Origin of the sequence: Pseudarthrobacter sp. 1C304, from assembly GCF_052245515.1 — a bacterium.
Lineage (GTDB): Bacteria > Actinomycetota > Actinomycetes > Actinomycetales > Micrococcaceae > Arthrobacter.
Genome location: NZ_JBQQCH010000003.1, coordinates 314,105 through 339,085 on the forward strand (window position 1 = coordinate 314,105; position 24,981 = coordinate 339,085).

Consider the following 24,981-nt stretch of genomic DNA (forward strand, 5'->3'; position numbering starts at 1 on the left):
TCCCAGTTTTACGGCACATTTCGAGCCGTGGAAGAATTTTCTTCGCCGGAAACCTCACCAAGGCCGGTCGGTGAGCGGCCCGGTCCCGTTGCCGTCAAGGTACTCCTCGCGCTCCAGGCCGCGGTTGCGTTCCTGTTGCGCCGCTTGTCCGGCCTCCCGGAGCTGCTCCAGCCGCTCCCCGGCCGAAGTCCCCGATTCGGGGTCCTGCTGTTCGGGGTCCTGCTGTTCGGGGTCCTGCTCGCCGGCCCCGCCGCCGGGCTCCTGCCGGAGCCGCTCAGTCTTCTCCGCAAGCCGCTGCCGGGACGACTCCAGGCTCTCCCCCGCAGCGGCGTCGGTCCGTCCCGCACCGAAGCAGCCGTCGGGCGCCGCGTCCACCACGGCCAGTGCCTCGAGGTACAGCCGGAGAGCCTCGTCGCGGGCGTCGGGACCTGCGGCCTCGTAGGGACCGGCGGCCTCATCCGGACCGGCCGGGGTGCCGCCGGCGCTTCCGGCGTCGCCCAGCCGCTCGATGCTCAGCGCCAGGTTGGCCCGGATTCGGCATTCGTCAGCAGGGGGCGCGGCGGCGAGGGCCGCCTCGAAGGCGCCGCGGGCGCCGCCGTACTCGCCGCGGAGCGCCATGGCGTCCCCCGCCGCGAACGGTGCTTTGTGCGGCTCCAGGATGTTGGCGAAGCCGAGCGCCGAGGCAGCCGACTCCGCCGCCGGGACATCCGCCCGGGAGAAGGCATCACCGGCCCGGCCGGCGAACCATGCGGCGCTGAGGAGTTTGACGGCCACCAGCAGTGCCAGCAGCACGGGGATGGTGGACCACAGCAGCAGGTGCCGGCGCCGCCGCCGGAGGCTCATGCGTCCGGCCCCCTGCCTGCAGTTCCACGGGCAGGCCGGAGCTCCCGGAGCTGCCGGGAGGCGAGGAGCGTCTCGCGCAGGGCCAGCAGGAACGCGGCGAAAGCCGGCAGCCAGTAGAGTTCCGTCCTGCCCGCGAGGGATTCACCGGTTCGCTCCAGGGTGCCGGGCGCTGCGTTCTGGAGCATGGGGGCGGGCCCGGCCCCGGCCGCCCGGTGCACGTAGGGCACCGCGAGCTGTTGTGCGATCCCGCGCAGCCGCTCCTCGTCGAGCCGGGAGAGCGCGTCCGTACCGGTGGCCGGATCCTGGATGTAGGTCCGAGCAGGCCGGGCGGGGTCTCCGCTGTTTTCCTGCATCCGCCCGCCGTCCTTCGTGCCGTAGCCGAGGACGGCTCCGCCGCTGACGAGCGATCCGTCCAGGCCCATGTCCTGGGGCGCCGCGGCGCTGGTCTGCTCGCCGTCGCCGAAGTAGAACACCAGCCGGGGCCGTTCCGGCTGGGTGTCCCGTGCGGCGGCGAGCCGTTCGGCGAGGACGGTGCGGGCGGCGGTGACGCTGCTGCCCTGCGAGTAGTTGGTGACCTGGGGTGCCAGGACCGCCACCGCGGTTTCGAGTGCCGAGGTGTCCGCTGTCAGGGGCATCCGCACGGCGGCCCCGGAGTCGAAAGTGATGAGGGAATACCGGGCGCCGCCCAGTTCGCGGGCGACCGCCAGGATGTCCGCCCGGACGCCGTCGAGCCGCGGTGCCCGGGGGCCGCCGCCGTCGGCCGGCCTGTGGTCTTCCGCGGCGATGCTGCTGCTGGTGTCCACCACGAAGAACACGTTCAGGTTGGTGGCGGCGGCCTGGACCTGGCCGTCCGGAAGGCCCGGCCGGCTGGCGGCCAGAAGCAGGAGAAGCACCAGGGCGGCGCGGAAGAGCCAGGCCCTGTTTTCTTCCGGCTGCGCTGCTTCCGGCTGCGCCCGGGTTCGGGACAGGACCCAGCCGAGGCCCAGGACGGCGGCGGCTGCCAGCGGGCCCAGCACCCACCAGGTCAGGACGGGGTTGAAGGTCATCGCCGGGGCCTCCAGGACGCTCCGGCGAGGACCAGCCCCGCGAGCAAGGCCACCGCGAGGGGTACCTCGGCGCGGTCGGCCACCACGGCCCGGGGTGCGCCCCGGAAGGCTGCGGCCTGGGTGGCCTCGATTCCGGACACGATGCCGGGCACCGCGGACGGACTGTCGAGGGCGTAGTACGCGCCGCCGCTGGCCTCTGCCACGCTGCGGAGGCTGGCGCCGGGCTGGTCAATGCCGGGCTGGTCAGTGCCGGCGTCCCGGCCGGCTTCGTGGTCGCCAGGGTTCAGGTCGTAGTCCCCGGGGTTCAGCGCGAAGATCCTGACGTCGCGGTCCCTGGCGAGCTGACCGGCTTCCGCGAGGGTCACCAGTGGTGTGCCGGCCAGGAAGTTGTCCGTGGCCAGGATGACCCAGCGGGCGCGCCGGCGGTCCCCGTCGCTGTTGGTGCCGGACTCCGGAAAACCCTCAACGCAGGAGGCCAGGCCGTCGCCGATCAGCGAGGAGCCCTCGCCGTTCCACGTCCCGTCGAGGAAACTGCCGCTGCCGGACCCGTCGAACGCCAGCTTGGCCTGCCCCAGCTGGTCCTGCACGTAGCCGTAGTCGTCGGTCAGGGGGAAGACCTGCACGGCGCTGCTGTCGAAGACCGTGAGGCCGATGCGCTCGCCGTCGAACTCCCGGGCGAGCCGGCCAAAGACGTCCACCACCGCGGCGTCGGCGGTGTTCATGGAACCCGAGGCGTCCAGGCACAGGATGATGTCGCGCTGGTGCTGCTCGGGCCGGACGGTGCTCCGCTCTGCCGGGCGGGCGGCGGCCGCGACGGCGGCGACCATCAGCACGGCGCCGGCCGCGGCGGCGAGGCGGAGCCGGTTGCGGTGCTTCGCGAGGGCCGCCTGGTACTCCGGCAGCGCGGTGAGGCGGTCACTGTGCGCCACCGGACGGCGCCGGACGGCACGCGCCCGGCGCCGCCCGAGGAGCCAGGCCGCGGCGGCCAGCACGGCGGCGGCCGGCAGCATCCACCAGAAGATCAGTTCCATGAACGGACCACCTCCCGCGCGGCCCGGGCCGCGTCCGGGACGGCGGACGCCGGGGCGGCGGCGAAAGCCCCCTGGTACAGTCCGGCGACGGCGTCCGCCGCGGCACGGAACTGGCGTTCTGACGGGACATGCTCCGCCCCGGGCTGCCGGTGCGGGCCCTGGCCGGCCACGCGGAGCTCGGCCAGGGTCATGCGGGGGGCGTCCACTCCGGAGGCATCGCGGATGAAGCTGCGGATCAGCAGGCTCAGCTCCTGATGCGCCGAGCGGACCGAGCGGGTGCCGGCCGCGGCCTCGCGGTCCACGGCATCGATCTGCAGCAGGTATTCGTCCCGGAGCCGGGCCAGGTCCGGGGCGCTGCCGGCAGCAGGAGCCGCGGGGGTTTGTGCCGCTATGCGGGCCGCGGGCCGCGGCCGGGTGCCCAGCAGGACGCAGGTGTACCAGGCCGCAACGAGGGCCAGCAGTCCCAGGCCCGCCCAGGGGAACCAGGCGCTGTACTGCAGCGGCGCGAGGAAACCAGCACCCGCCAGGTCACTGTTCACCGGGGTCACCTGCCCCGCCGGTGCCGGGCCAGGAGCGCGAAGACTGCGGGGATCACGTCGTCGCTGCTGCCGGCGTCGGCCTCGGCGATCCCCAGCCGGCGCAGCATCGACTGCCGGGCGGCGTCGCGTTCGTCCCGGGCGCGGGCATAGCCCGCGGCGATGGCGGCGGATCCGGCCAGCACGCCGGGCAGCAGGGCCGGCACGCCGCCCGCCCGTACGCCCGCGACGTCGTAGGAGTCGGTGGGGACGGTCAGGTCGGCATCCCGCACGGTCAGCCACAGCACCTCGTGCTGGGCGCGCAGCCGGCGCAGCACGAGCTCGGTTTCGGCGTCCGGGCTGAACTCGTCGGCCACCACCAGGAGCAGCATCCGCCGGGAAAAGGTCCGGGCCACGTAGTCCAACTGGGCGTGGAGCCGGCTCGGCGCGGAGTCCAGCGAGGCGCCGTCGCAAATTTCGCGGAGCAGCCGTTCCAGGTGCGCTTCGCCGGTCTTCCCCGGCAGCGCCCGGGTTCCGGCGGAGTCGCCGCACACCATGCCCACGGCGTCGCCGTGGCGGTGCGCGAGGTACCCCATCACCCCCAGGGCCAGCACGGCAACATCCTTCTTCGGCTCGCCGCCCCGGGACTCGGCGGCCATGTCGCGGCCGGTGTCGGTGACCAGCAGCAGGGTCTGCCGGCGGACCGGGAGGTACCGCCGGACCAGAGGCGATCCGTGCCGGGCGGTGGCCTTCCAGTCGATGTCGCGGACCTCGTCGCCGGGCACGTAGGCTCGCAGGTCATCGAAGTCCAGGCTGCGGCCGGAGCCGACCGAACCGTACTGGCCTTCCAGCATGCCGCAGGCTCTGCGGTGCGCGAAGATCGACAGCTTCGACTTCACCCGGTGGAGGAGGCTGCCCATCCTCAGGGGGTCTGGACGGCGGCGAGGATGGCGTCGATGACGGCCTCCACCGGCACCTGCTCGGCCACCGCGTCGAAACCGAGGATCAGGCGGTGGCGCAGGACGCGGTGCGCCAGCGACTTCACGTCCTCGGGGATCACGTGGTCCCGTCCGTCCAGCAGCGCCACCGCCCGCGCCGCCTGGCTGAAGGCGATGCTGGCCCGGGGGCTCGCGCCGAACTCGATGAAGCCGGCCAGCCGCGCGTCGATGTAGTCCGCCGCGTTCCGGGTGACGTAGCTGAGCCCCACAATGTAGCGGATGATCGCCGGGTCGATGTACACACGGCGGACAATGTCCTGCAGTTCCCGGACGGTGTCGAGCGAGGCGGCCGCGGCGGGTTTCTGCTCCGGGGTGAACACGCCGGCGTCGATCCGGCGGATGATCTCCGCCTCCTCGGCCGGGGTGGGATAGTCCAGCACGTCCTTGAGCATAAAGCGGTCCATCTGGGCCTCGGGCAGCAGGTAGGTGCCCTCCTGCTCGATGGGGTTCTGCGTGGCCAGCACCAGGAAGGGGGCCGGCAGCGGGTGCACCACTCCCCCGATGGACGTCTGGCGCTCCTGCATGGCTTCCAGCATGGCGCTCTGGGTTTTCGCGCTGGAGCGGTTGATCTCATCCAGCAGAACGATGTTGGCGTGCACCGGCCCCAGCTGGGTCACGAAGGTGCCTTGAGCGGCGTCGTAGAGCTGGGTGCCGACGATGTCGCTCGGGAGCAGGTCAGGGGTGCACTGGATCCGGCGGAACTCCGCGCTGATGGCGTCCGCCACGGCCTGCGCGGCGGTGGTCTTCGCCAGCCCGGGCACGCTTTCGAGGAGGATATGGCCGCCGGTCATGAGGCCGACCAGGAGGGTTTCGCGGAGCCGGGCCTGGCCCACCACCCTGGTGTCGAAGCTGCGGGAGATGGCCGCGAGGGCCTGCCGGGCCCGGTCCAGTTCCGCCGGTTCAATCCGCGCGGCGGCCATGGTCTGAAGCAATCGAAGTCCCCCTGTAACTGGTCTGTGTCCGCGGCCCGGCCCGGCGTCCGCCACCGGCCATCCTATCCAAGCCTGCGCCGTGAATCCGGGCAATGGGGACCTCTCCCCATCGTGCCCGCGCAGGTCTATCCTTTTGCCATGATCCAGCTTCCAGCCAGCTACCAGGAGTATCTCGCCGATAAGAGCGAGAGTTTCGTCAACACGGTCCGGCCCATTTTGATGCAGTCCGCCGCGGACAAGCTGCACGGTGTCCGGGTGCTGTACAACCCCGGCCCCACCGGGCACCAGGCACACCTGGACGACACGATTCCGTTCGGCACCGTCGTCGAGGACATTGACTGAAACAGCCTGCGCCGGCGTCCGGCTCTAGCCCTCCAGCAGGAGGCGCTGCGAGCGGGGTGCCAGCGTGTGCTCCAGGACCAGGCACGCGGCGCCGACTGCACCGACGTCCTCGCCGACGCCGGTGCCCACCACCTCGATCTCGTGGATTTTCCGGGTGGCGCTGCCGTCCCGGACCAGCGCCGGAATCTTTTCCAGGTAGCGCTGGGAGAGGCAGGTCCAGAATGGCCCGCCGAAGACCACACGGTCCACGTCCAGGGCGTTGGTAATGGTCGACACGGCACGGGCCACCAGCACGGCGGAGTGGTCAATGATGCCCTGTGCCTTCGGGTCGCCGGCGCCCGCGGCGGCGCACAGTTCCATGAAGCTTTCCTGGATGGCGGGGCCGGTGGCGGCCGAGACGGGACCTTCCAGCACCCCGGCGTCGACGGCCTGGGCCACCAGGACCTGCGGAATGCAGGTTGACTTGATGCAGCCGCGCATCCCGCAGTCGCAGGGTGCGCCGTCGGGGTCCACGATGATGTGCCCGATTTCCCCGGCGTTGCCTGAGGTGCCGCGGACCACCTCGTCGTTGAGGACAATGCCGCAGCCGATTCCGGTGCCCATGTACATAAACACGAAGCTGCCGGCTCCGCTGGGACCGCCCGCCCAGGTCTCCGCCACGGCGGCGCTGGTGACATCCTTGTCCACGATGGTGGACAGTCCGGTGGCGGCGGCGAGGGCATCGCGGAGCGGCACACGGTCCCAGCCGACCAGGAGCGGCGGGTCAACCACGGTCCCTTCCTCCAGGTCCACCGGCCCGGGCGAGGCGATGCCGAGGCCGGCGATCCGTGCCGGGTCGACGCCGGATTCCGAGACGAGCTGCTTGATTTCAGCGGCGATCGTGTCGATGACCGCGCCGGGATCGGTGCCGGCCGGGGTCTTGATCCGGGAATGCTTCACGACGGCGCCCACCAGGTCCAGCACCACGAAGGTGGTCACGGCGGGGTCCAGGTGGACGCCCACGGCGTACATTCCCGAGGAGTTGAGCCGGAGCATGGTCCGCGGCTTGCCGGGTCCGGTGCCTTCCTTGCCTGCCTCGTAGATCAGGTCCTGGTCGAGCAGCCGGCGGGAGATGTTCGAGATGGTCTGCGGGGACAACCCCACCATCTGGGCCAGTTCCACCCGGCTCAGGCCGGACGGGGAACGCCGGATGGCATCGAGGATCACCGTGAGGTTGAAGTCCCCCATGCGGGGCAGGTTGGTTCCGCGCCTGGGCGAGGGCTGGCGGATCTCAGTCACTGGTAACCCCTAAACGTCTTTGGCCACGCACTGCTTATCCCAGAATCGTACGTTACGCCGGTGTGACCGCCCACACGTCGGCTTCACACTTCGGCGGATTTCCGGACGCTTGCGGTCACCGTGAATTTCGGGTTCCTGCCGGCCTCGCGGGTAGGGCCCACCAGCCGCTGCAGCGCCGGCTGGTAGTGGAGGTGGCTGTTGAACACGGTCCAGAGTTCCCCGCCCGGGGCGAGGACCCGGCCCGCAGCCTCGATGAGTTTGATGCCGGCTCCGGCATGGACCGCCGCGCCGACGTGGAACGGCGGGTTGAGCAATATCAGGTCCGCGCTGGCGTCCGGCAGCGACGCCATGGCATCGTCCTGCAGCGCTGTGACACGGTCCGCGAGGCCGTTGGCGTCCGCCGTCGCCCGGGCGGACTCAACGGCGGCCGCGGACTGGTCGGTGGCTGTCACCCGGGCGCCGGGGTTGGCGCGGGCGTACATGGCGGCGAGGATCCCGGTACCGCAGCCCAGGTCGACCACGCGCCGCGCCTGCGGCATGTCCGGCAGGAACTCCAGCAGGAACCGGGTGCCGATATCCAGCCCGGTGCCGGCGAACACGGCGCCCCGCGCACACACGGTGAGCCCCAGCCCGGTGTTGACCTCGGCGCCGGGGAACGGCGGGGCACCCGTGGCGGGCTTGGGTCCGCGGGCCAGCAGGATCCGGGACTTCTGCCGGGCCAGCTGGGGCTGGACCTCGCCGAAGTAACGCTCCAGCACGGCGTTCATGCCCAGGCTCATGTGCTTCACCCGGCCGCCGGCCAAGAGCACCACGTCGGGTCCGGCGTGGCGGGCAACGGCGTCGGCAATCTCTTCAAGCTCCGCCAGGGATTTGGGCAGCTGGAGGAGGACCATCGTGGCCCCGGCCAGGAGGCCGGCCCCCAGCGGGTGCTGCTCGAAGCCGCCGTCGACGCCGAGCGCCGCGGCGTTGTGGCGGAGGGCCTGTTCACCGGTGATGAGGTCCTGGTGGACACGGACCGGGCCGGCCCCGCCGCCGGCCACTGCGCTGCCGGTGCGGGAGGCAAGCGCCAGGGCCCCAAGCGTCAGCGCGCCGTAGCGGTCACCGACGATGGCGAGACGGCCGGGCCGCACGGCGCCGGACCCCAGCAGGTCCGTGGCCGAGTCCAGCAGGAGCCTGTCCGTGGCGTCCCAGGCCTGCAGGTTGGGCGCCTCCACGTCAGGGAACCTGCCCAGCCGGGAGAAGAGGGAATCGAGGGTGTTGTCCGCCACGCGCGAGGTGCCGCCTTTTCGGAAGTGGGTCTGGGGGAAGTGGGTCTGGGCCCAGGGTGCGGGGCCGGGCGATGGCCCCGGCGGGCACGATGGCCGGTTCCCGGTCAGATCTTCTTGACCACGCTGGACTTCAGCTGCATGGGCCCGACGCCGTCCACCTTGCAGTCGATGTCGTGGTCGCCCACGCCGTTGACGAGCCGGATGCCCCGGACTTTGGTGCCCACCTTGATGACGGTGGAACTTCCCTTGATTTTGAGGTCCTTGATGACGGTGACGGTGTCCCCGTCGGCGAGGACGTTGCCCACCGCGTCCTTGATCGGCTTCGGTTCGAGCTCGCCGGCCTCCGGTTCCGCGGCGGCCGGCCACTCATGCGCGCACTCCGGACAGACCAGGAGCGCCCCCATCTCATAGGTGTATTCGCTGGAGCATTCGGGGCACGGCGGCAGGGTTTCGTTCACGACCCCAACTTTAGTCGAGCGGGCGGGCCCAGAGCCGGGCAGGGCGGATTGCTACGCTGATCTCCCCAGAGTGAAGGCGGCGCCTCATGACCGACACCCCAAGCCCGTCCCCCGGCCCGGTTCCACGCGGTGGGCTTCCACCCCATCGTTCAGTCCCGTCCCGCGCCGCTGAGTCCCGGTGGGGTCGGCGTGCGCGGACCGCCGGCCGGCTGCTGCTCGGGGCGTTCCTCGTCCTGGCCGGCGTCAGCCACCTGGGCTGGAGCCGTGAAGCGTTTTACGCCCAGGTGCCCCCATGGCTGCCGGTCGACGCCGACTTCGTTGTGGTGGCGTCCGGGCTGGTGGAAATCTGCCTGGGGCTTGGTCTGCTGCTGCTCAGGCGGTCCCGGGTGGCTCTGGGCTGGGTGGTTGCGGCGTTCTTCGTGGCGGTCTTCCCGGGCAACATCTCCCAGTTCGCCACGGCCACCGATTCCTTCGGCCTCAATTCGGACCTGAGCCGCGGACTCCGCCTGCTGTTCCAGCCGCTGCTGGTGCTGTGGGCACTGTGGTCCACGGGCGCCTGGCGCGCCTGGCGGGAGAGCCGGCAGCAAGCCGGTCATCGAAAGAGGCCCAGGTAAAACAAAGGAGGTCCTGCTCACAATGAGCAGGACCTCCTTTTCGGTGGAGCTGAGGGGACTCGAACCCCTGACCCCCTGCATGCCATGCAGGTGCGCTACCAGCTGCGCCACAGCCCCGAATTTTCGTTGCTCCGACTCCGTCAGCATGCGCTTCCGGCTCCGGTTCTTGGTCCGGATCTCTCCGGAGCAACTCAAATATCTTAGAACAGCCTTTTGGAAAATTCCAAATCGGGCATATTCCGCTCTTGCGGTGCGGCCGCTACTCCGATTCGGAAGCTGCAGCCGCCTTCGCCGGGGCGTCGTCTGCGAGCTGGAGGTCCACGACGGGGCAGTCCTTCCAGAGCCGTTCCAGGGCGTAGAAGACGCGGTCTTCCTCGTGCTGGACGTGGATGACGACGTCGCCGTAGTCCAGCAGGACCCACCGGCCACCGGAGCGTCCTTCGCGGCGGATCGGCTTCAGGTCGAACTTGGACAGTTCGTCCTCAATGCCGTCCACGATGGCGTTGACCTGGCGCTCGGACGGTGCCGAGGCGATCAGGAAGACGTCCGCCAGGGCCAGCCGTTCGCTGACGTCCATGGCGACGATGTCCTCGGCGAGTTTTTCCGCGGCAGCTCGGGCTGCATGGCGGGCTGTGGCGATGGATGAATCTGTTGCAGTCACGGGACTCCTTGTTGGGTGAAAATCTTGGGTTATAGAAATGCGGAAGGCGGCCCGGACAACCGGGCCGGTGCAGGGCGTCTTAGCCGGAGAGGCCGGTGATGATCAGGGTGATCCCGGCGATGAGCGCCATGATGCCGAGGGCCAGCACCACCAGCTGCACAAGGCGCAGGCGGCGGGCCCTGGCAAGCCCGGCGGTGGCCGCGTCCAGGGGATCCAGTCCGTAGGCCGCATTGGCAGCGACGGGCGTCCTGCCGGCGAAATCCTCGTCGGGCCGGGCGGCTACGGGGTCCCCCGCAGCAGGCCGGGATACATCCTGGGGCGCGGCGGCAGCCTTGGCGGCGGCTTCGGCGCGGGCCAGTACCCCGCCGCGGCTGCCCAGGGCAGCTGCAGCCTGCTGGCGGGAGGACACCGGACGGCGCCCGCCCGGCTTGCGCGGCGGCTCCACCCGTGGGCTCGGGTTGGTGACCACCGGGACGTACGACGTGGCAGGGCGCTTGAGGACGGGCCGCTCCATGCCGGGGACCTGGACGAATTCCAGCGGGGTGACCATGGCCAGGTTGTTGGCCGTGGTGGGATCGTTCCGGACGGGTTCGGGCTTGCTGTTCTGTTCGGCCAGCTTCTGCTTGGCCGCCGCCCGCCGGTTCAGCACAGCGGCCCGCTCGGCGAGGGCGATCTGCTCGGCCAGGACGGCAGGATCGACGGCGTCGGGGTCCGTGGCGTTGATGTGTTCCATCTTGGCCAGCTGGTTGTGGGCCTGCATCGCGAGGAGTTCACGGGCAGCCAGCGCCTGTTCCACCGACATCCCCTCGGGGCCTTGCCCTGCCGGTGCGCCCGCGCCGGCCAAGGTGACCGTCCCGGACTCCGGGCCGCCGTCGGCCCTTGAATCGGGAGCCGGGCTGCCGGCCGGGGCGGGCTTGCCGCCCGGGGCACTTGGCTTTGCTCCCGGGGTGCCGGGCTGCGGCACGACGGGTGTGGCCCGGGTACGCGGGGAGGCAGGGACGATGAGGTTGGCGGCGGTGGCCGGGGCCGTTTCCGCGGCCAGCTGCATGAGCCGGAGCTGGCGGCGGGTGGGGGTTCCCCCACCGGCGAGGTGGCCTTCCTTTTCCGCAAGTTCCTTGATGGTGCGCAGGGTGGCGCGGTCCCGGGCACGGACCTGGGAGGACCTCTCGGTGCCGGCGGGTGTCCGGACGGCGTCCGCGGGCCCCGGAATGCGCCGCCGGCCGGTGATTTCCGCCTCGGTGGGCTCGCCGGGCCGGGCGCCGGCCGCAGCGCCGGTTGAGGCAGGACCGGTTGAGGCAGGGGGCACCGCGCCGGGACCGGGGGTCCCGGTCTCCCGGCCCGTTTCCTGGCGTTCATCTCTGGCCTGCCGCAGTTCGCGGCGGCTGCGGATTGGTGGCTGTTCCTGACTCATTGCAAACTCATTCGGTGCTGGCGGGTTGGGCTATCTCGGTACTTCGGTCATAGCGTGCGGCGCCATTGCCGGCGGACATGTCCCCGGGCTCCGGGTCGCCGCCATACAGGCTGTACTTGGCGATGTACTGGACCACGCCGTCCGGGACGAGGTACCAGACGGGACTCCCGGCCGCGACCCTGGCGCGGCAGTCCGTCGAGGAAATCGCCATGGCAGGGACCTCCAGGAGGCTGACGTCCTTGCGGCCCATCCCGTCCAGGACATGGCCGGGCCGGGTGACCCCGACGAAGTGGGCCAGGGACCACAGCTCGTCAATGTCCTTCCAGGACAGGATCTGGGCCAGGGCGTCAGCGCCGGTGATGAAGAACAGGTCCGCGTCGGGGCGCAGGGTGTGCAGGTCGCGCAGGGTATCGATGGTGTAGGTCGGCCCGGGCCGGTCCACGTCCACGCGGCTGACGGTAAACCGGGGGTTCGAGGCCGTGGCGATGACGGTCATGAGGTAGCGGTGCTCAGCCTCGCTGACCTTTTTACTCATTTTCTGCCAGGGCTGTCCCGTGGGGACGAACACCACCTCGTCCAGGTCGAACTCGGCTGCGACCTCGCTGGCGGCGACAAGGTGCCCGTGGTGGATGGGATCAAACGTGCCACCCATCACACCCAGGCGCAGGCGGCGCGTGGCGCCGGGCTGCTTTCCGGAGGCGGAAATATTAGTGGCCTTGGCCGTGATCGTGCTTGTTCGGGTGCTGGCGGTGCGGGTCCGCATGCTCCTCGACGGCTTCGTGGCGGTTGCCGAGGTTGGAGTAGGACAGTGTGACGAACAGCATGATCAGCATGATGGCGAACATGATGCCGCCAATGACGAACGGCGGCGCGATCAGCGGCGCGAGTTCCTCGTGGCCTGATTCGCCGGCGGCGGCGACGATGGTGGCGATCTGCTGCGAGAGCATGTTCTCCCCTAAAGAGTTCAAGAGTTGACGACGGCGGAGATCCCCGCCGTTCCGGACTTCTGTTCCATGTTACAGCGTTGCTAGGCCCTGATCTGGCCTTCACCCTGGACGATCCACTTCGTGGTGGTCAGTTCCGTCAGCCCCATCGGGCCGCGCGCGTGCAGCTTCTGGGTGGAGATGCCCACCTCGGCACCCAGCCCCAGTTCTCCGCCGTCGGTGAAGCGGGTGGAGGCGTTCACAATCACGGCAGCCGAATCAACCTCGGCGATGAACCGCTCGGCGTTGCGGAGGTCGTTGGTCAGGATGGCCTCCGTGTGGCCGGTGGACCACGCACGGATGTGCTTGACGGCGTCGTCCAGGCTGTCCACCATCGCCACGGCGAGGTCCAAGTCCATGTATTCCGTGGCCCAGTCCTCGTCGGTGGCGGGGACCGAGTCCACCGACGCCGGCAGGGCGGCCCGGACCCGGTCGTCGACGTGAAGGGTGACGCCGGCGTCGCGCAGGGCGGCGGCAACTGCGGGAAGTACCGTCGAGCCGGAGTGGACCAGCAGGGTTTCCACGGTGTTGCAGACGCTGGGCCGCTGGGTCTTGGCGTTCAGCAGGATCTCTACCGCCATCTCCTCGTCCGCGGAGGCGTCCAGGAAAATATGCACATTCCCTTCGCCGGTCTCAATTACCGGGACCTTCGCGTTGGTGACGACGGACTGGATCAGGTCCCGGCCGCCGCGGGGAATCAGCACATCCACCCGACCGCGGGCCCGCATCAGGGCGTTGGCCCCTTCCCGGCCGTACTGGTCCACGCTTTGCACCGCGTCGGCGGGAAGGCCCACCGATTCGAGGGCGTCGCGCAGCACGGTGACGAGGGCGGCGTTGGTGGCGGCGGCAGCGGTCCCGCCGCGCAGGATCACGGCGTTGCCGCTCTTGAGGCCCAGCCCCGCGATGTCCACCGTGACATTGGGGCGCGCCTCGTAAATGGCGGCGACGACGCCCATGGGCACGTTGACCTGGCGCAGCCGCAACCCGTTCGGCAGGGTCTGGCCGCGGACCACGTTGCCCACCGGGTCGGGCAGGTTGGCGAGGTTTTCCAGGGCGGCGGCGAGGCCCTGGATCCGGGCGTCGGTGAGGGTGAGCCGGTCCAGCATGGCCGCGGACGTGCCGTTGGCTTTGCCTGCGGCGAGGTCCTTGGAGTTCGCCGCGAGGATGCGGTCCTTGTTCTCTCCAAGCGCGGCCGCGATGGCGCGCAGCCCGCGGTCCTTCCACGCCCGGTTGGCGCGGGCCATCCGGCGTGCGGCGTGCCGCGAGCGGTCGGCGACGGCGTGGACGGCGGCCTCGACGTCGGCGGCTGCACTGGCGCCGGTGGCCGCCTCGTCAGGCGCTTCCGCGGCCGTGACCCGGCCGGACGCCGCCGGGCTGACGACTGCCGGGCCGTCAGCCGGGATCAGGCCTTCGGCAAACAGCTTGTCGGCGAGCACAGCGGAGCGGGGGGTCAGGGCCTCAGTCATGCTTCCAGTTTAGGCGAGCGGGTGGCTTAGACCAGCACCAGATCGTCAACATGAACAACAACGCGGTCATATCCGCGGCCCAGCGATTCGCCGAGTTCCCGCGTGGAGCGGCCCAGCATCTGCGGAAGCTCGGCGGCGCCGTAGTTGACCAGCCCGCGGGCAATCACCACGCCCTCGGTCGAGACCATCTCCACGGCGTCGCCGGCCTCAAAATGCCCGCGCACGGCGGAAATCCCGGCCGGCAGCAGCGAGGTGCGGCGGTCCCGGACAGCCCGCACAGCGCCGTCGTCGAGCACCAGGGTGCCTTCCACGGCGGCGAGGTGGGCCAACCAGAGCAGGCGGACCGGCTTGCGGGAGCCGTTCACGGAGAACCAGGTCCCCACGTCGTGGCCGGCCAGCGCGGCGGCGGCGTTTCCCGTGGAGGTGACGATCGCGGGGATGCCCGAGCCTGCGGCGATGGTGGCCGCCTCGACCTTGGTGACCATTCCCCCGGTGCCGGTGCCGGCCTTCCCGGTGCGGCCGATGGTCACGCCGTCGAGGTCCTGCGGGCCGGTCACGTGGGAGATGCGCCGCGCGCCGTGGGCGGGCGGGCCGTCATAGAGCGAGTCGACGTCGGAGAGCAGCACCAGCGCGTCGGCGCGGACCAGGTGGGCCACGAGCGCGGCGAGCCGGTCGTTGTCGCCGAAGCGGATCTCGTGCGTGGCCACGGTGTCGTTTTCGTTGACGACCGGCACGACGCCGAGGTTGAGCAGCCGGTCGAGGGCGCGCAGGGCGTTGGTGTGCTGGCTGCGGCGCATAAAGTCCTCGGCGGTGAGGAGCACCTGGCTGACGGTGACGCCGTGGGCGCCGAAGGCGTGCGTGTACCGGGCCATGAGCAGGCCCTGGCCCACGCTGGCGGCCGCCTGCTGGGTGGCGAGGTCGCGGGGACGCTTCGCCAGCCCCAGCGGGGCGAGCCCGGCCGCGATCGCGCCCGAGGACACCAGGATGATCTCGGTGCCGGCGTTGCGCTGGTGCGCGAGGGCGTCGGCGAGGTCCGTGAGGGCCTCCTCCGAGATGCCGCCCTTGATGGACGTCAGCGAGGACGACCCGACCTTGACCACGATCCGGCGCGCCCCGGAGAGCACCGACCGGTCAGGCGCCGCGGCCGGCAAGGAGACGGTTTTACTCGTCATCTGCTTCGCCCAGTCCACTCTCCTTGAGCGGCTTTGCGGCCCGGCGTCCGCTGACGGATTCGGTCCAGATGCCGGCCTTGCGCTCAGCTTCGAGTTCGGCGCGGGCCGCGGCCTTGGCGTCGCGGCGCTCCTGCTGCTCCTCGCGCTTCTGCCCGCGGGTGGGGCGGTCGCCGATGTCGGCGAAGCGCACGTCGGTGCCGCGCGGGGAGGCCAGCAGTTCGGCACCGGCCATCATGGTGGGCTCCCAGTCGAAGACGACGCCGTCGTCCTCGCCGATGACCACCGTGTCGCCGGGCTTGGCGCCCTGCTTGAACAGTTCGGTTTCGACGCCGAGCTTGGCCAGGCGGTCGGCGAGGTAGCCGATGGCTTCCTCGTTGGTGAAGTCGGTCTGTTTGACCCAGCGCACCGGCTTGTCGCCCAGGACGCGGAACAGCGGCTCCAGGTTCTTCTCCTCGCGGCGGATCTTGAACCCGGATTCGTTGACGGCGCGTGGCTTGAGGACCGGGGCCTGCACCTTCGGCGGGGCCGCGGCGACCGAGTCGCGGGCGGCCTTGACGATCTCGGCCATGGCGAAGCCCAACTGGCGGAGGCCCTCGTGGCTCGTCGCGGAGATTTCGAAGACCTTGTAGCCGCGGGATTCCAGTTCCGGGCGGACGAACTCCGCCATGTCCTTGCCGTCCGGCAGGTCCACCTTGTTCAGTGCCACCAGGCGGGGGCGGTGGTTCAGCGGGACCACCTCACCGTCGCTGCCGGCGTAGCTCATGTCGACGGCGTACTTCTCGAGCTCGGCCTCGATGATCGCGAGGTCGGAGAGGGGGTCGCGGTCCGCTTCGAGGGTGCCGCAGTCGAGCACGTGCACCAGGGCGGCGCAGCGCTCCACGTGGCGCAGGAAGTTGTGGCCCAGGCCCTTGCCTTCGCTGGCACCTTCGATGAGGCCGGGGACATCGGCAATGGTGAAGCGGACGTCGCCGGCCTGGACGACGCCCAGGTTGGGAATGAGGGTGGTGAAGGGGTAATCGGCGATCTTCGGCCGGGCGGCGGACATCGCGGCGATGAGGCTGGATTTGCCGGCGGACGGGAACCCGACCAGGGCGATGTCGGCGATGGACTTCAGTTCCAGGACGATGTCGCTGGACTCGCCCTCGATGCCGAGCAGGGCGAAGCCCGGGGCGCGGCGCTTCTGCGAGGAGAGTGCGGCGTTGCCGAGGCCGCCGATGCCGCCGGCCGCGGCGACGTATTCGGCGCCTTCGCCCACGAGGTCGGCGAGGACCTCGCCGGACTTGGTCTTCACCACGGTGCCCTCGGGCACGGGCAGGATCAGGGTTTCGCCGTTCTTGCCGCCGCGCCAGTCGCCCATGCCGGGGCCGCCGTTGGTGGCGTGCCGGTGCGGGGCGTGGTGGTAGTCCAGGAGCGTGGTGGTCTGCGGGTCCACGCGCAGGATGACGTCGCCGCCGTTGCCGCCGTTGCCGCCGTCGGGGCCGCCGAGGGGCTTGAACTTCTCACGGTGGACGGAGACACAACCGTGGCCGCCGGTACCGCCGGATACGTGCAGTACTACCCGGTCTACAAAGCTGGCCACGTGGATCTCCTCAGTGCTGTTCCTTAGGTCCCCACAGGGGCCCAAGATGATTGTAAGGCTGTTAAAACACCGGTGGAGCGGACCTAATGGCCCGCCCCACCGACTTAAGACTTGGTATTACTCTGCGGCTGCAGCAGCCACGATGTTCACGACGCGGCGTCCGCGGCGGGTGCCGAATTCGACAGCGCCCGGGGTCAGCGCGAACAGGGTGTCGTCGCCGCCGCGGCCTACGCCGGCGCCCGGGTGGAAGTGGGTGCCACGCTGGCGGACGATGATCTCGCCTGCGGAAACTACCTGGCCGCCGAAGCGCTTGACGCCGAGGTACTGGGCGTTCGAGTCACGACCGTTGCGAGTGGAGCTCGCGCCTTTTTTATGTGCCATTTGGAAATGCCTGCCTTAAAATTCTGGGGAATCTGCTGAAAACCTGAACAGTAACGGTGAGTTACTTGATACCGGTGATCTTGACCTTGGTCAATTCCTGACGGTGACCCTGGCGCTTCTTGTAACCGGTCTTGTTCTTGAACTTCTGGATGACGATCTTGGGACCGCGGAGGTCCTCAAGGATCTCAGCCGTAACCTTTACCTTGGCCAGGTCCGAAGCTGCAGACGTGACCTTGTCACCGTCTACCAGGAGCAGTGCGGGCAGCTCAAAGGTGCTGCCGGCTCCACCGGGGACGCGGTTCAGGGTAACGAAGTCTCCAACAGAAACCTTCTCTTGGCGGCCGCCTGCGCGGACAATCGCGTACACCACTGGGGAACTCACTTCTCTCGACGTTTATTACTAGATTTGCGTGCGGAACCTGGGGCCAAAGTGTTTGGTCCGGCTCACGCTGTGCCTCTACGCCGGTGGATTCCCCGGGGGAACCCATGAGCTATCCCGGAGACAATCACATCCGGAGTCGGATGGAGCGTCCTCAAGGTCATAACCCAAGTGTTGGCGTAAGCACCGAAGATCTAGACTACGCTAATTTTGCCTTCGGCCGCAAATGAGGCTGGCTCCGGAGTGAGGTACGTGATAGGCGCCACCCTGCATGGACAGGGCGTGCCGCAACGACTTCCGGAACCGCGCCCACCTATCGTACAGGCTGCCCCGGGCGTGCGCCGTCAGGCGTGCAGCCTCGGCGCGTCGAAGAAGTCCACCTCGTAGCGGCAGGACTGCCGGAAGGCCAGGGCCATGGCGTCCCGTTCCCCCGCCGACGCCGCCCGGGCCGCGGCGTCGGCATAGGCCACGGCCTGGCGGGTGGCGGCGGCGAACTCCTCGTCGGCATAGGTGCGCAGCCACGCCGCATACGGGTGCGCCTCCGAGGCTCCCGCGGCGGCGAACCGGGCGTGGAGAGACTGGCCCACCTCGGCATAAAGCCAGAAGCACGGCAGCACGGCAGCCACCAGGACCGCGTAGCTGCCCGAGGCCGAGGCGGCCAGCAGGTGGTCGACATAGGACTTGGTGGCCGGGCCCGGTGTGGCTCCGGGCGCCCGTCCGTCCAGCCAGGACCGGTGCAGCTCCGATTCCACTTCCAGGCAGTTCTGCGCTGAGCGGGCCCAGAACAGCTGCTCGGCCTCGGTGGGTGCCATCGCGGCGGCCCGGGCCAGCACCCGCGAATAGCTGTTGAGGTACAGGGCGTCCTGGGCGAGGTAGTAGGTAAACTCCTTCTCCCGCAGAGTCCCGTCGGCGAGGTCCCTGATGAAGTCCAGGCCGTAGATCGCGTCAAGGTCACCGCTGGCCGATGCCCGGAGCGCGGCGGCGAACTCGCCCGCCGCCGGGCCGCGGGCGGCGGCAGCAGCGCCGTGGTCCCGGGTGTGTGGCTGCACGTGGTGGAAGTGGTGGACCGGGCCGTTGCCGGTTCCGACGTCGAGCTCCCCGGCCGTGCGCAACGCCTCCTGCAGCCACGGCTTGACCACACGGAGTGCGGCCTCCCAGTCCCCGGCCGCCGGGAGTATGTTCCCGGACTGGAGGATGCCCGCAGCCTGGACGGTGGCCAGGGCCGAGGACAGCGAGCACCCGGTGCCGTGGCTGTTGCGGGTGGGCACCCGCTCCCCCGGCACCACCACAACGTCCTGGGCCAGGAGCCCGGCGGTATTGACCAGCGCGTCGGGGCACCCGCCGCCGGGGCCGGCCTCGCCGGCCTCTCCGGAGTCGTCGGAGTCGAGGTGGCCGCCCTTCACCAGGACCGTGGTCCCCGTTCGGGCGGCGAGCCGCTTGCCCTGCTCCAGCGCAGCGGTCCAGTCCCGGGCGGCAGGTTCACCGAGCAGGACCGCCAGCTCGGCGAGGTTGGGCGTGACCAGGTCCGCGTACGGCAGCAGGGCGTGCAGCGCTGCCTCGGCGGACTCCTCCAGCAGCCGGTCGCCGCTGGTGGCCACCATAACTGGATCCACAACGACGACGGCGGGGCGCGCCTTCTCCAGCCAGCTGCGGACGGCGTCAATCACCGCGGCATCCCCGAGCATGCCGATTTTGACGGCGTCGACGGTGATGTCGTCGCTGATGGCGTCGAGCTGGGCGGTCAGGAAGGCTGCCGGCGGGGTATGGACGGCCGTGACGCCGCGGGTGTTCTGCGCGGTCAGGGCGGTGATGGCCGCCATGCCGTAACCGCCGTGCGCGGCAATGCTCTTCAAATCGGCTTGGATGCCCGCGCCGCCGGAGGGGTCTGAGCCGGCGATGGACAGCACCCGCGGGATCGGGGCCGCCGCCCGGGCAGGGAAAATGGGCAGGAAAGAGGAAGTGGTCACAGCGAGACATCCCTTCGCCGGTGCTAACCGGACAGGTTCAACGGGTCTGGATCTCAGCCGGCTCGATGCGCGGCACCCCGTGTCAGGGTCCCAGCCTAGCCGCAACCCTTAACGAAGGAGCGGGCACGGTCCGGACTTTTGCGTAGTGCTACGCGTCCGGACCGCGCCCGCGGCCTTGCTGCTTCTCTGTTGCGGGCTACAGCTCCGAGGCCGGGACCCCGACGCCCAGGATGATGGGCTCGCTGGCGGCGGGCTTGGCCGCCGGCGCCGTGGCGGCCGGAGCCTTGGCCTCGTGCACCGAACCGGCAGCGGCCTGCCGGGTTTCCTGGCGCTGCTCCACCGAGGTCTCGTTCGCTGCTCCCTGGGCGCGGCTGGCGCTCCGGTTGCGGCGGCCGCGGCGCGACGTGCCGGCCGCCGGCTCCTGGACCGGACGTTCCGAGGTGCGTTCCTGGGCGGGACGTTCCTCGGCGCGTTCCGGCGCGGCGGGCGCCTGGGGCGCCGCTTCCGCTGCCGCGGGCTCTTCGGCTGCGGGCTCCGATACCGCAGCTTCCGAAGCTGCGGACTCCGAAGCTGCCGGGGCCGCCTCGGCTGCACCCAGGTGCGCGAACGCCTCGGTGAGCAGGTCCAGGGTCAAGGCAGGCGCGGTGGCCTCGTCCGCGTGCTCCACGAACGGCAGGGCCACCTGCTCGCCGCCGAAGGTCAGCACCGCGGCGGGGCGTCCGGCGGCTTCCTCTGCTGCGGCCAGCTCCACGGCGGCTTCCACAGCGGCTTCCCGGGTCCGGGCATCGGCGCCGGTGGCGCCCTCCCCGTCGTGCAGGTGCGCGGCGTGCGCTGCTGCGGCGATGTTCGCCAGGGCGACGCGGGTGGCCTCGGCCTTGGCGTGGCGCTCTGCCTCGGTGGGCTCGGCGTGGACGGCGGCGGGGGCGGACTGGGGCTCCGTGCCCTGGCCTCCCCTGCCGCGGCGGCGGCTCTTGCGTTCGGTCCGGGCAGCCGGCTGCTGCTGCTGCTCGGTCCGAGGCACGTGGTGCTCGGCGGCAACGACGTTGGCACGGCGGTGTTCCACGGGCTCGTCGTGCGTGACGATGCCGCGGCCGGCGCAGGCTTCGCACTGTTCGCCGAAGACTTCCAGCAGGCCGGTGCCCATCCGCTTGCGCGTCATCTGGACGAGGCCCAGCGACGTCACCTCAGCCACCTGGTGCTTGGTCCGGTCCCGGCCCAGGCACTCCACCATGCGGCGCAGCACCAGGTCGCGGTTCGATTCGAGCACCATGTCGATGAAGTCGATCACAATGATGCCGCCGATGTCGCGGAGCCGGAGCTGCCGGACAACTTCCTCGGCCGCTTCCAGGTTGTTCTTGGTGACCGTCTCCTCGAGGTTGCCGCCGCTGCCGGTGAACTTGCCCGTATTGACGTCCACCACGGTCATGGCTTCGGTGCGGTCGATCACCAGGGACCCGCCGGAGGGCAGGAAGACCTTGCGGTCCAGCGCCTTGTGGATCTGCTCGTCGATGCGCCACGCCGAGAAGATGTCCGTGTCCTTGGTCCACTTCTCCAGCCGGCCCACCAGGTCCGGCGCCACGTAGGTGACGTACGCCTCGATGGTGTCCCAAGCTTCCTCGCCGGAAACGATCAGCTTGGAGAAGTCCTCGTTGAAGACGTCACGGACCACCTTGATGGTCAGATCGGGTTCGCCGTAGAGCAGTTCCGGGGCAAGGATCTTGGTGGACGTCGACTGGCCCTCGATGCCTTCCCACTGGGCACGTAGCCGGTTGATGTCGTGCGTCAGCTCTTCCTCGGACGCGCCCTCGGCGGCGGTGCGGACGATCACGCCGGCGTCCTCCGGCAGGCGGTCCTTCAGGATCCGCTTGAGGCGGTTGCGTTCGACGTCGGGCAGCTTGCGGGAGATGCCGGTCATGGAACCACCGGGCACGTACACGAGGTAGCGGCCGGGCAGCGAGATCTGGCTGGTCAGGCGGGCGCCCTTGTGGCCCACCGGGTCCTTGGTGACCTGGACCAGCACGGAGTCGCCGGACTTCAGCGCGTTCTCGATCCGGCGCTGCTTGCCCTCAAGGTTGACGGAGTCCCAGTTGACCTCGCCGGCGTAGAGCACGGCGTTGCGGCCGCGTCCGATGTCGACGAAGGCCGCTTCCATGGACGGCAGCACGTTCTGGACCTTGCCCAGGTACACGTTGCCGATCAGGGAGTCCTGCTGGGTCTTCGAGACGAAGTGCTCGGCCAGGACGCCGTCCTCCAGGACGCCGATCTGGATTCTGTCGTCGCGCTGGCGGACGATCATCTGTCGGTCGACAGACTCGCGCCGGGCCAGGAACTCGGCCTCGGTGATCACTGTGCGGCGGCGGCCGGTGTCGCGGGATTCGCGCCGGCGCTGCTTCTTCGCCTCGAGCCGGGTGGAGCCCTTGAGGGAGGTGACGCGGTTGTTGACGGGCGCCTCGGCGGCTGCCCGGGGTGCACGGACGCGGGTCACCGTGTTGGGCGGATCGTTATCGTCCCCACCGGTGAGTTCCAGGTCCTGGTCGCCGCGGCGGCGGCGACGGCGGCGGCGCGAGGTCACGCCGTCGTCCAGTGTCCCCTCGGACACCTCGTCGGATTCGTCGCCGCTGTCCTCGGCGTCCGTCTCGGATTCGGATTCGCCGCCGGCGCGGCCGCTGCGTCCGCGGCGTCCCCGGCTGCGGCGGCGGCGGCGGTTGCCGGCGTCGTCGTCGGACTCGGATTCAGTCTCGTCGTCCTCGACTTCCGCCACGGCGGCGGGCGCCGGGCGCACGACGGCGGTCAGGTCGGGGGCCTGGAAGATCATTGAGGTGACCGCGCCGGGCTCCATAAAGAGCGAGGGGGCCGCAGCCGGCGTCTCCTCTGCTGTGACGGGTTCTGCCACGGACGCGGCGGGGGCCTCTGCTGCAACGGGTTCTGCCACGGGCGCGACGGCGGCAGGCGCGGCAGCGGCAGGCGCGGTGGTTTCCGCAGTCTGGGCTTCCGTGGCCTGGGCTTCCGTGGCCTGGGTTTCCACATTGTCCGCAGCGGGCTCAACCACGGGCGCGGCGGCTTTGGCGCGGCTGGCGCGGCGGCGGACCGGCTTCTCCACCGGGGCGGCTGCAGCCACCTCGGCGGCATCCGTGCCGGCTGCCGTGTCCCCGGCGGGCTGGGAGGCGGCCGCGTCATCAGTTGCGGCGTCAGCAGCGAAGGCAGGCAGGGTTTCGGCCGGTTCGGCCACCTTGCGGGCGCGGGAGCGGCGGGCGGGCGCTTTGGCCTTGGCTTCCGGGGCGGGAGCAGCCTCGCCGGCTTCCTCGGGCGCCTGGTCGAGCTGCACGGGAGCAGCTGCCACCGGCTCTGCTTCCTCGGCGGGGGTCCCCGCCTTGGGCAGGGGCTTGCGGCGGGTCCGGAGCGGGCGCTTCGGCGGGGTGATTACAGCCGCTTCGTCTGTTTCAGCGGGGACAACATTGTTCTCGGTATCCGTTGCTACCTGGTCATTATCCATATGTGGCGACACTCCTGCCCCTGATGCGCCGCCACATCCGGCACCCGTTGGGGCAAATATTTGTCAACACCCGCGGGCATTGACAGAAGTCAATTGGATACCCTCAGGTTCGCACCGGCAGTGGGGTGCGGCAGACCTGGAGGGCCGGCGGAATTGTTCTGAAACCCGTTGACCTCTACGCCAGAACCAGGTGCCGTCCAATGGCATTGCGGGACAGCCTGGATCGACGGATCCGTGGCTCCCTGCTCTTCATTGGCGGTCTTGGGAACAAAGTCGCCGGACCGGGACCCGGATGTGGATCGGGTTCCAGCCACGATCATTGTCTCACAGGAGCCGTCAAAGCCGGCGTAAGCCGGTCATCCTGTCCGCCGTCCGGACCGAATCACTGGGGAAGGGACCGGGCTTCCCGGATTTCATTCAGCCTCCGGCGATAGAATCAACCCAGTTGCACCGATCTGCAGTTGCACCGATCTGAAGGACACCCATTCCATGCCCAGCATCTCCAGTGCCACCGGCGAGGCACCCGCGCAGTACAACTCCAGCACACCGGCAGAGCAACGGCCGTTGCCTCCGATGACCCGCGACCGGCCGTTCGCGTGGCTCCTGCTGGTCACCGGCGTCGTCGGCTGGCTGGCGTCGGGCGCCCTGGTGCTGGAAAAACTCGAGGTCCTCAAGGATCCCAGCCACGTGACCGTGTGCGACGTGAACCCGTGGATTTCCTGCGGCCAGGTGATGCAGACCTGGCAGGGGTCGGTGTTCGGCTTCCCCAACATGTTCATGGGCATCGTGGCCTTCGCCGTCATCATCACCACGGCGATGGGTATGCTCGCTGGCGCAACGTTCGCCCGGTGGTACTGGCTGGGCCTGCAGGCCGGCGTGACCCTGGGGTTCGCCTTTGTGGTGTGGCTGTGGTCGCAGGCGCTGTATTCCATCCACATCCTGTGCCCGTTCTGCATGGTGGTCTGGGCCGCGATGATTCCGTTGTTCGTCTGGGTCACCGTCCGCAACATCTCCCACGGCGTGATTCCGCTCCCCGAAGGCCCCACCCGGATCCTGGGCGACTCCGGCTGGATCATCACGGCGCTGCTCTACGTCGCCGTGGTCGCCACTATCTTCTTCGCCTTCATCCAGGTCTTCATCGGGACCTCCGGCTACTGAGGAGACGGACCCCGGTTAACCGCCGCGAGGTGATAGTTAAGGCCAATGTTCGCACGCGAACGTTGGCCTTAACTGTCACCTCGGCGGGGGTGGGTCCGGAGCTTAGCCCTGGAACCAGATCTTGATCTCGCGCTCGGCGGATTCCGCCGAGTCCGAGCCGTGGACCAGGTTCTGCTGCACGGCCAGGCCCCAGTCGCGGCCGAAGTCGCCGCGGATGGTGCCGGGAGCCGCCGTCGTGGGGTCGGTGGTGCCGGCCAGTGAGCGGAAGCCCTCGATCACGCGGTGGCCCTCGAAGATCGCGGCGACGACGGGTCCGCTGAGCATGAACTCGACCAGCGGCTCGTAGAACGGCTTGCCCACGTGCTCCTCGTAGTGCTGCTCCAGCAGTTCCCGGCTCGCGTCGACCTTCTTGAGCTCGGCCAGGGTGTAGCCCTTGGCTTCGATGCGGGCGATGATGCTGCCGGTCAGGTTGCGGGTGACGCCGTCGGGCTTGATCAGGACGAGGGTGCGCTCAATGCTCACAGCTGCTCCAATGTGTTGGGGTGGGATTCGGACACAAGTCTAGTTGCTTTGCTCTTCCGCATGGGCCGCGTCCCAGGCGGCCTGCTCGCGTTCGCGCTGCGCCGACTCGCGGTCAATCCGGATCCCGGTGCGGATCCCGTACCACCAGGCCACCGCGAACAGCCCGCCCACCAGGAACATCGCAGGCTCAAAGATGCCGGTCAGGATCAGGACGATCTGCAGGATCCAGCCCAGCGCCACCCCCCACGGCTTGGTGAGGACCGCGCAGGTGAAGGCGTAGAGGAGGGCCAGCCCGATCCCCACCGAGAAGATCAGGACCGGCGGGAACTCGTCCCGCCGAAGTCCGAAGACCGTGAGGGTGCCGAAGAGCACCACAAAGGCTTCCAGCAGCAGCACCGTCGAGGCGAACATGACCTTGGTGGAGCGGCGCTTCTTGGGCATGCCCGGGCGCCATTCGCGCTGCGCTTTGGTGAGTTTCGCCATG

25 protein-coding genes, 1 tRNA gene and 1 riboswitch are annotated in these 24,981 nt (G+C 69.9%); of the genes, 3 read left to right on the forward strand and 23 right to left on the reverse strand.

The window, feature by feature from the left end; genetic code table 11:
• Positions 1-54 precede the first annotated feature (54 nt).
• Genes ACTWQD_RS08965 through ACTWQD_RS08990 form a run of 6 tightly spaced genes read right to left on the reverse strand, consistent with a single transcriptional unit; the run spans position 55 to position 5,353 of the window.
• Positions 55-843 carry a hypothetical protein gene (locus ACTWQD_RS08965; protein WP_443195798.1) on the reverse strand — a complete coding sequence of 263 codons (789 nt, stop codon included), beginning with the start codon at positions 841-843 and terminating at the stop codon, positions 55-57.
• Positions 840-1,889, reverse strand: coding sequence for a VWA domain-containing protein (locus tag ACTWQD_RS08970; protein ID WP_443195799.1), 1,050 nt, complete (start codon positions 1,887-1,889; stop codon positions 840-842). The genes ACTWQD_RS08965 and ACTWQD_RS08970 overlap by 4 nt, the downstream gene beginning before the upstream one ends.
• Positions 1,886-2,920 (reverse strand): vWA domain-containing protein, encoded by a 1,035-nt coding sequence (locus ACTWQD_RS08975; protein WP_443195800.1) that lies wholly within the window; start codon positions 2,918-2,920, stop codon positions 1,886-1,888. The genes ACTWQD_RS08970 and ACTWQD_RS08975 overlap by 4 nt, the downstream gene beginning before the upstream one ends.
• On the reverse strand, positions 2,911-3,459 hold the full coding sequence (locus ACTWQD_RS08980) for a hypothetical protein (RefSeq protein ID WP_443195801.1): 549 nt from the start codon (positions 3,457-3,459) through the stop codon (positions 2,911-2,913). Before ACTWQD_RS08980 ends, ACTWQD_RS08975 begins: the two co-directional genes overlap by 10 nt.
• A 5-nt stretch (positions 3,460-3,464) precedes the next feature.
• Positions 3,465-4,355 (reverse strand): DUF58 domain-containing protein, encoded by an 891-nt coding sequence (locus ACTWQD_RS08985; protein WP_443195802.1) that lies wholly within the window; start codon positions 4,353-4,355, stop codon positions 3,465-3,467.
• Between the two features lie 2 nt (positions 4,356-4,357).
• Positions 4,358-5,353: an AAA family ATPase gene (locus ACTWQD_RS08990; protein ID WP_443195884.1), complete on the reverse strand. Its 996-nt coding sequence runs from the start codon at positions 5,351-5,353 to the stop codon at positions 4,358-4,360.
• Positions 5,354-5,503: 150 nt separating this feature from the next.
• On the opposite strand from ACTWQD_RS08990, the gene ACTWQD_RS08995 reads away from it, so the two are divergent.
• Positions 5,504-5,707, forward strand: a complete 204-nt coding sequence (locus ACTWQD_RS08995) for a hypothetical protein (protein ID WP_066437441.1) — start codon at positions 5,504-5,506, stop codon at positions 5,705-5,707.
• A 24-nt stretch (positions 5,708-5,731) separates the two neighbouring features.
• On the opposite strand, the gene ACTWQD_RS09000 is transcribed toward ACTWQD_RS08995, so the two are convergent.
• The 3 genes from ACTWQD_RS09000 to ACTWQD_RS09010 all read right to left on the reverse strand — a co-directional run bounded on the left by ACTWQD_RS09000 (position 5,732) and on the right by ACTWQD_RS09010 (position 8,711).
• A complete protein-coding gene (locus tag ACTWQD_RS09000) occupies positions 5,732-6,934 on the reverse strand; it encodes an ROK family transcriptional regulator (RefSeq protein WP_443195885.1) in 1,203 nt (400 codons plus the stop codon).
• Between the two features lie 134 nt (positions 6,935-7,068).
• Positions 7,069-8,253, reverse strand: a complete 1,185-nt coding sequence (locus tag ACTWQD_RS09005) for a class I SAM-dependent methyltransferase (RefSeq protein ID WP_443195803.1) — start codon at positions 8,251-8,253, stop codon at positions 7,069-7,071.
• Positions 8,254-8,357: 104 nt separating this feature from the next.
• Positions 8,358-8,711, reverse strand: coding sequence for a zinc ribbon domain-containing protein YjdM (locus tag ACTWQD_RS09010; RefSeq protein WP_443195804.1), 354 nt, complete (start codon positions 8,709-8,711; stop codon positions 8,358-8,360).
• Positions 8,712-8,797: 86 nt separating this feature from the next.
• On the opposite strand from ACTWQD_RS09010, the gene ACTWQD_RS09015 reads away from it, so the two are divergent.
• Positions 8,798-9,325: a DoxX family protein gene (locus tag ACTWQD_RS09015; protein ID WP_443195805.1), complete on the forward strand. Its 528-nt coding sequence runs from the start codon at positions 8,798-8,800 to the stop codon at positions 9,323-9,325.
• A 44-nt stretch (positions 9,326-9,369) separates the two neighbouring features.
• Here ACTWQD_RS09015 and ACTWQD_RS09020 read toward each other — a convergent pair.
• From ACTWQD_RS09020 to ACTWQD_RS09075, 12 genes are all read right to left on the reverse strand, one after another.
• Positions 9,370-9,442, reverse strand: a tRNA-Ala gene (locus tag ACTWQD_RS09020).
• A 142-nt stretch (positions 9,443-9,584) separates the two neighbouring features.
• On the reverse strand, positions 9,585-9,986 hold the full coding sequence (gene rsfS, locus ACTWQD_RS09025) for a ribosome silencing factor (protein WP_443195806.1): 402 nt from the start codon (positions 9,984-9,986) through the stop codon (positions 9,585-9,587).
• 79 nt (positions 9,987-10,065) lie between these two features.
• The gene (locus ACTWQD_RS09030; RefSeq protein WP_443195807.1) at positions 10,066-11,397 is read right to left on the reverse strand and encodes a hypothetical protein; all 1,332 of its coding nucleotides are present in this window, start codon (positions 11,395-11,397) and stop codon (positions 10,066-10,068) included.
• Positions 11,398-11,404: 7 nt separating this feature from the next.
• Positions 11,405-12,049 carry a nicotinate-nucleotide adenylyltransferase gene (gene nadD / locus ACTWQD_RS09035; RefSeq protein WP_443195886.1) on the reverse strand — a complete coding sequence of 215 codons (645 nt, stop codon included), beginning with the start codon at positions 12,047-12,049 and terminating at the stop codon, positions 11,405-11,407.
• Between the two features lie 55 nt (positions 12,050-12,104).
• Positions 12,105-12,344 (reverse strand): hypothetical protein, encoded by a 240-nt coding sequence (locus tag ACTWQD_RS09040; RefSeq protein ID WP_066437427.1) that lies wholly within the window; start codon positions 12,342-12,344, stop codon positions 12,105-12,107.
• Positions 12,345-12,424: 80 nt separating this feature from the next.
• Positions 12,425-13,846 carry a glutamate-5-semialdehyde dehydrogenase gene (locus ACTWQD_RS09045; RefSeq protein WP_443195808.1) on the reverse strand — a complete coding sequence of 474 codons (1,422 nt, stop codon included), beginning with the start codon at positions 13,844-13,846 and terminating at the stop codon, positions 12,425-12,427.
• A gap of 26 nt (positions 13,847-13,872) precedes the next feature.
• Positions 13,873-15,018 (reverse strand): glutamate 5-kinase, encoded by a 1,146-nt coding sequence (gene proB, locus ACTWQD_RS09050; protein WP_443195809.1) that lies wholly within the window; start codon positions 15,016-15,018, stop codon positions 13,873-13,875.
• The gene (gene obgE / locus ACTWQD_RS09055; protein WP_443195810.1) at positions 15,008-16,597 is read right to left on the reverse strand and encodes a GTPase ObgE; all 1,590 of its coding nucleotides are present in this window, start codon (positions 16,595-16,597) and stop codon (positions 15,008-15,010) included. The genes proB and obgE overlap by 11 nt, the downstream gene beginning before the upstream one ends.
• A gap of 117 nt (positions 16,598-16,714) precedes the next feature.
• A complete protein-coding gene (rpmA, locus tag ACTWQD_RS09060) occupies positions 16,715-16,978 on the reverse strand; it encodes a 50S ribosomal protein L27 (RefSeq protein ID WP_009372867.1) in 264 nt (87 codons plus the stop codon).
• A 61-nt stretch (positions 16,979-17,039) separates the two neighbouring features.
• Complete coding sequence (gene rplU, locus ACTWQD_RS09065; RefSeq protein ID WP_024368343.1) at positions 17,040-17,348, reverse strand: 50S ribosomal protein L21; 309 nt, start codon at positions 17,346-17,348, stop codon at positions 17,040-17,042.
• Between the two features lie 353 nt (positions 17,349-17,701).
• Positions 17,702-19,324, reverse strand: a complete 1,623-nt coding sequence (locus ACTWQD_RS09070; RefSeq protein WP_443195811.1) for a bifunctional hydroxymethylpyrimidine kinase/phosphomethylpyrimidine kinase — start codon at positions 19,322-19,324, stop codon at positions 17,702-17,704.
• A riboswitch (TPP riboswitch) is annotated at positions 19,317-19,414 on the reverse strand. Its footprint overlaps the gene before it by 8 nt.
• Positions 19,415-19,520: 106 nt before the next feature.
• Positions 19,521-22,817, reverse strand: coding sequence for an Rne/Rng family ribonuclease (locus ACTWQD_RS09075; protein WP_443195812.1), 3,297 nt, complete (start codon positions 22,815-22,817; stop codon positions 19,521-19,523).
• Between the two features lie 489 nt (positions 22,818-23,306).
• Between ACTWQD_RS09075 and ACTWQD_RS09080 the strand changes: the two genes are divergently transcribed.
• Complete coding sequence (locus ACTWQD_RS09080) at positions 23,307-23,975, forward strand: vitamin K epoxide reductase family protein (RefSeq protein WP_443195813.1); 669 nt, start codon at positions 23,307-23,309, stop codon at positions 23,973-23,975.
• Positions 23,976-24,077: 102 nt separating this feature from the next.
• On the opposite strand, the gene ndk is transcribed toward ACTWQD_RS09080, so the two are convergent.
• Both ndk and ACTWQD_RS09090 read right to left on the reverse strand, forming a co-directional pair.
• The gene (ndk, locus tag ACTWQD_RS09085) at positions 24,078-24,497 is read right to left on the reverse strand and encodes a nucleoside-diphosphate kinase (RefSeq protein WP_066437408.1); all 420 of its coding nucleotides are present in this window, start codon (positions 24,495-24,497) and stop codon (positions 24,078-24,080) included.
• 39 nt (positions 24,498-24,536) lie between these two features.
• Positions 24,537-24,980 (reverse strand): DUF4233 domain-containing protein, encoded by a 444-nt coding sequence (locus ACTWQD_RS09090; RefSeq protein WP_443195814.1) that lies wholly within the window; start codon positions 24,978-24,980, stop codon positions 24,537-24,539.
• Position 24,981: the final 1 nt, after the last annotated feature.

What these genes read in the sequence shown, in the direction of transcription:
- ACTWQD_RS08965 (WP_443195798.1), bottom strand. Translation starts at nt 843, where the DNA reads ATGAGCCTCCGGCGGCGGCGCCGGCACCTGCTGCTGTGGTCCACCATC.
- ACTWQD_RS08970 (WP_443195799.1), bottom strand. Translation starts at nt 1,889, where the DNA reads ATGACCTTCAACCCCGTCCTGACCTGGTGGGTGCTGGGCCCGCTGGCA.
- ACTWQD_RS08975 (WP_443195800.1), bottom strand. Translation starts at nt 2,920, where the DNA reads ATGGAACTGATCTTCTGGTGGATGCTGCCGGCCGCCGCCGTGCTGGCC.
- ACTWQD_RS08985 (WP_443195802.1), bottom strand. Translation starts at nt 4,355, where the DNA reads ATGGGCAGCCTCCTCCACCGGGTGAAGTCGAAGCTGTCGATCTTCGCG.
- ACTWQD_RS08990 (WP_443195884.1), bottom strand. Translation starts at nt 5,353, where the DNA reads ATGGCCGCCGCGCGGATTGAACCGGCGGAACTGGACCGGGCCCGGCAG.
- ACTWQD_RS08995 (WP_066437441.1), top strand. Translation starts at nt 5,504, where the DNA reads ATGATCCAGCTTCCAGCCAGCTACCAGGAGTATCTCGCCGATAAGAGC.
- ACTWQD_RS09000 (WP_443195885.1), bottom strand. Translation starts at nt 6,934, where the DNA reads ATGGGGGACTTCAACCTCACGGTGATCCTCGATGCCATCCGGCGTTCC.
- ACTWQD_RS09015 (WP_443195805.1), top strand. Translation starts at nt 8,798, where the DNA reads ATGACCGACACCCCAAGCCCGTCCCCCGGCCCGGTTCCACGCGGTGGG.
- ACTWQD_RS09030 (WP_443195807.1), bottom strand. Translation starts at nt 11,397, where the DNA reads ATGAGTCAGGAACAGCCACCAATCCGCAGCCGCCGCGAACTGCGGCAG.
- nadD (WP_443195886.1), bottom strand. Translation starts at nt 12,049, where the DNA reads ATGGGTGGCACGTTTGATCCCATCCACCACGGGCACCTTGTCGCCGCC.
- ACTWQD_RS09040 (WP_066437427.1), bottom strand. Translation starts at nt 12,344, where the DNA reads ATGCTCTCGCAGCAGATCGCCACCATCGTCGCCGCCGCCGGCGAATCA.
- ACTWQD_RS09045 (WP_443195808.1), bottom strand. Translation starts at nt 13,846, where the DNA reads ATGACTGAGGCCCTGACCCCCCGCTCCGCTGTGCTCGCCGACAAGCTG.
- proB (WP_443195809.1), bottom strand. Translation starts at nt 15,018, where the DNA reads ATGACGAGTAAAACCGTCTCCTTGCCGGCCGCGGCGCCTGACCGGTCG.
- rpmA (WP_009372867.1), bottom strand. Translation starts at nt 16,978, where the DNA reads ATGGCACATAAAAAAGGCGCGAGCTCCACTCGCAACGGTCGTGACTCG.
- ACTWQD_RS09075 (WP_443195812.1), bottom strand. Translation starts at nt 22,817, where the DNA reads ATGGATAATGACCAGGTAGCAACGGATACCGAGAACAATGTTGTCCCC.
- ACTWQD_RS09080 (WP_443195813.1), top strand. Translation starts at nt 23,307, where the DNA reads ATGCCCAGCATCTCCAGTGCCACCGGCGAGGCACCCGCGCAGTACAAC.
- ACTWQD_RS09090 (WP_443195814.1), bottom strand. Translation starts at nt 24,980, where the DNA reads ATGGCGAAACTCACCAAAGCGCAGCGCGAATGGCGCCCGGGCATGCCC.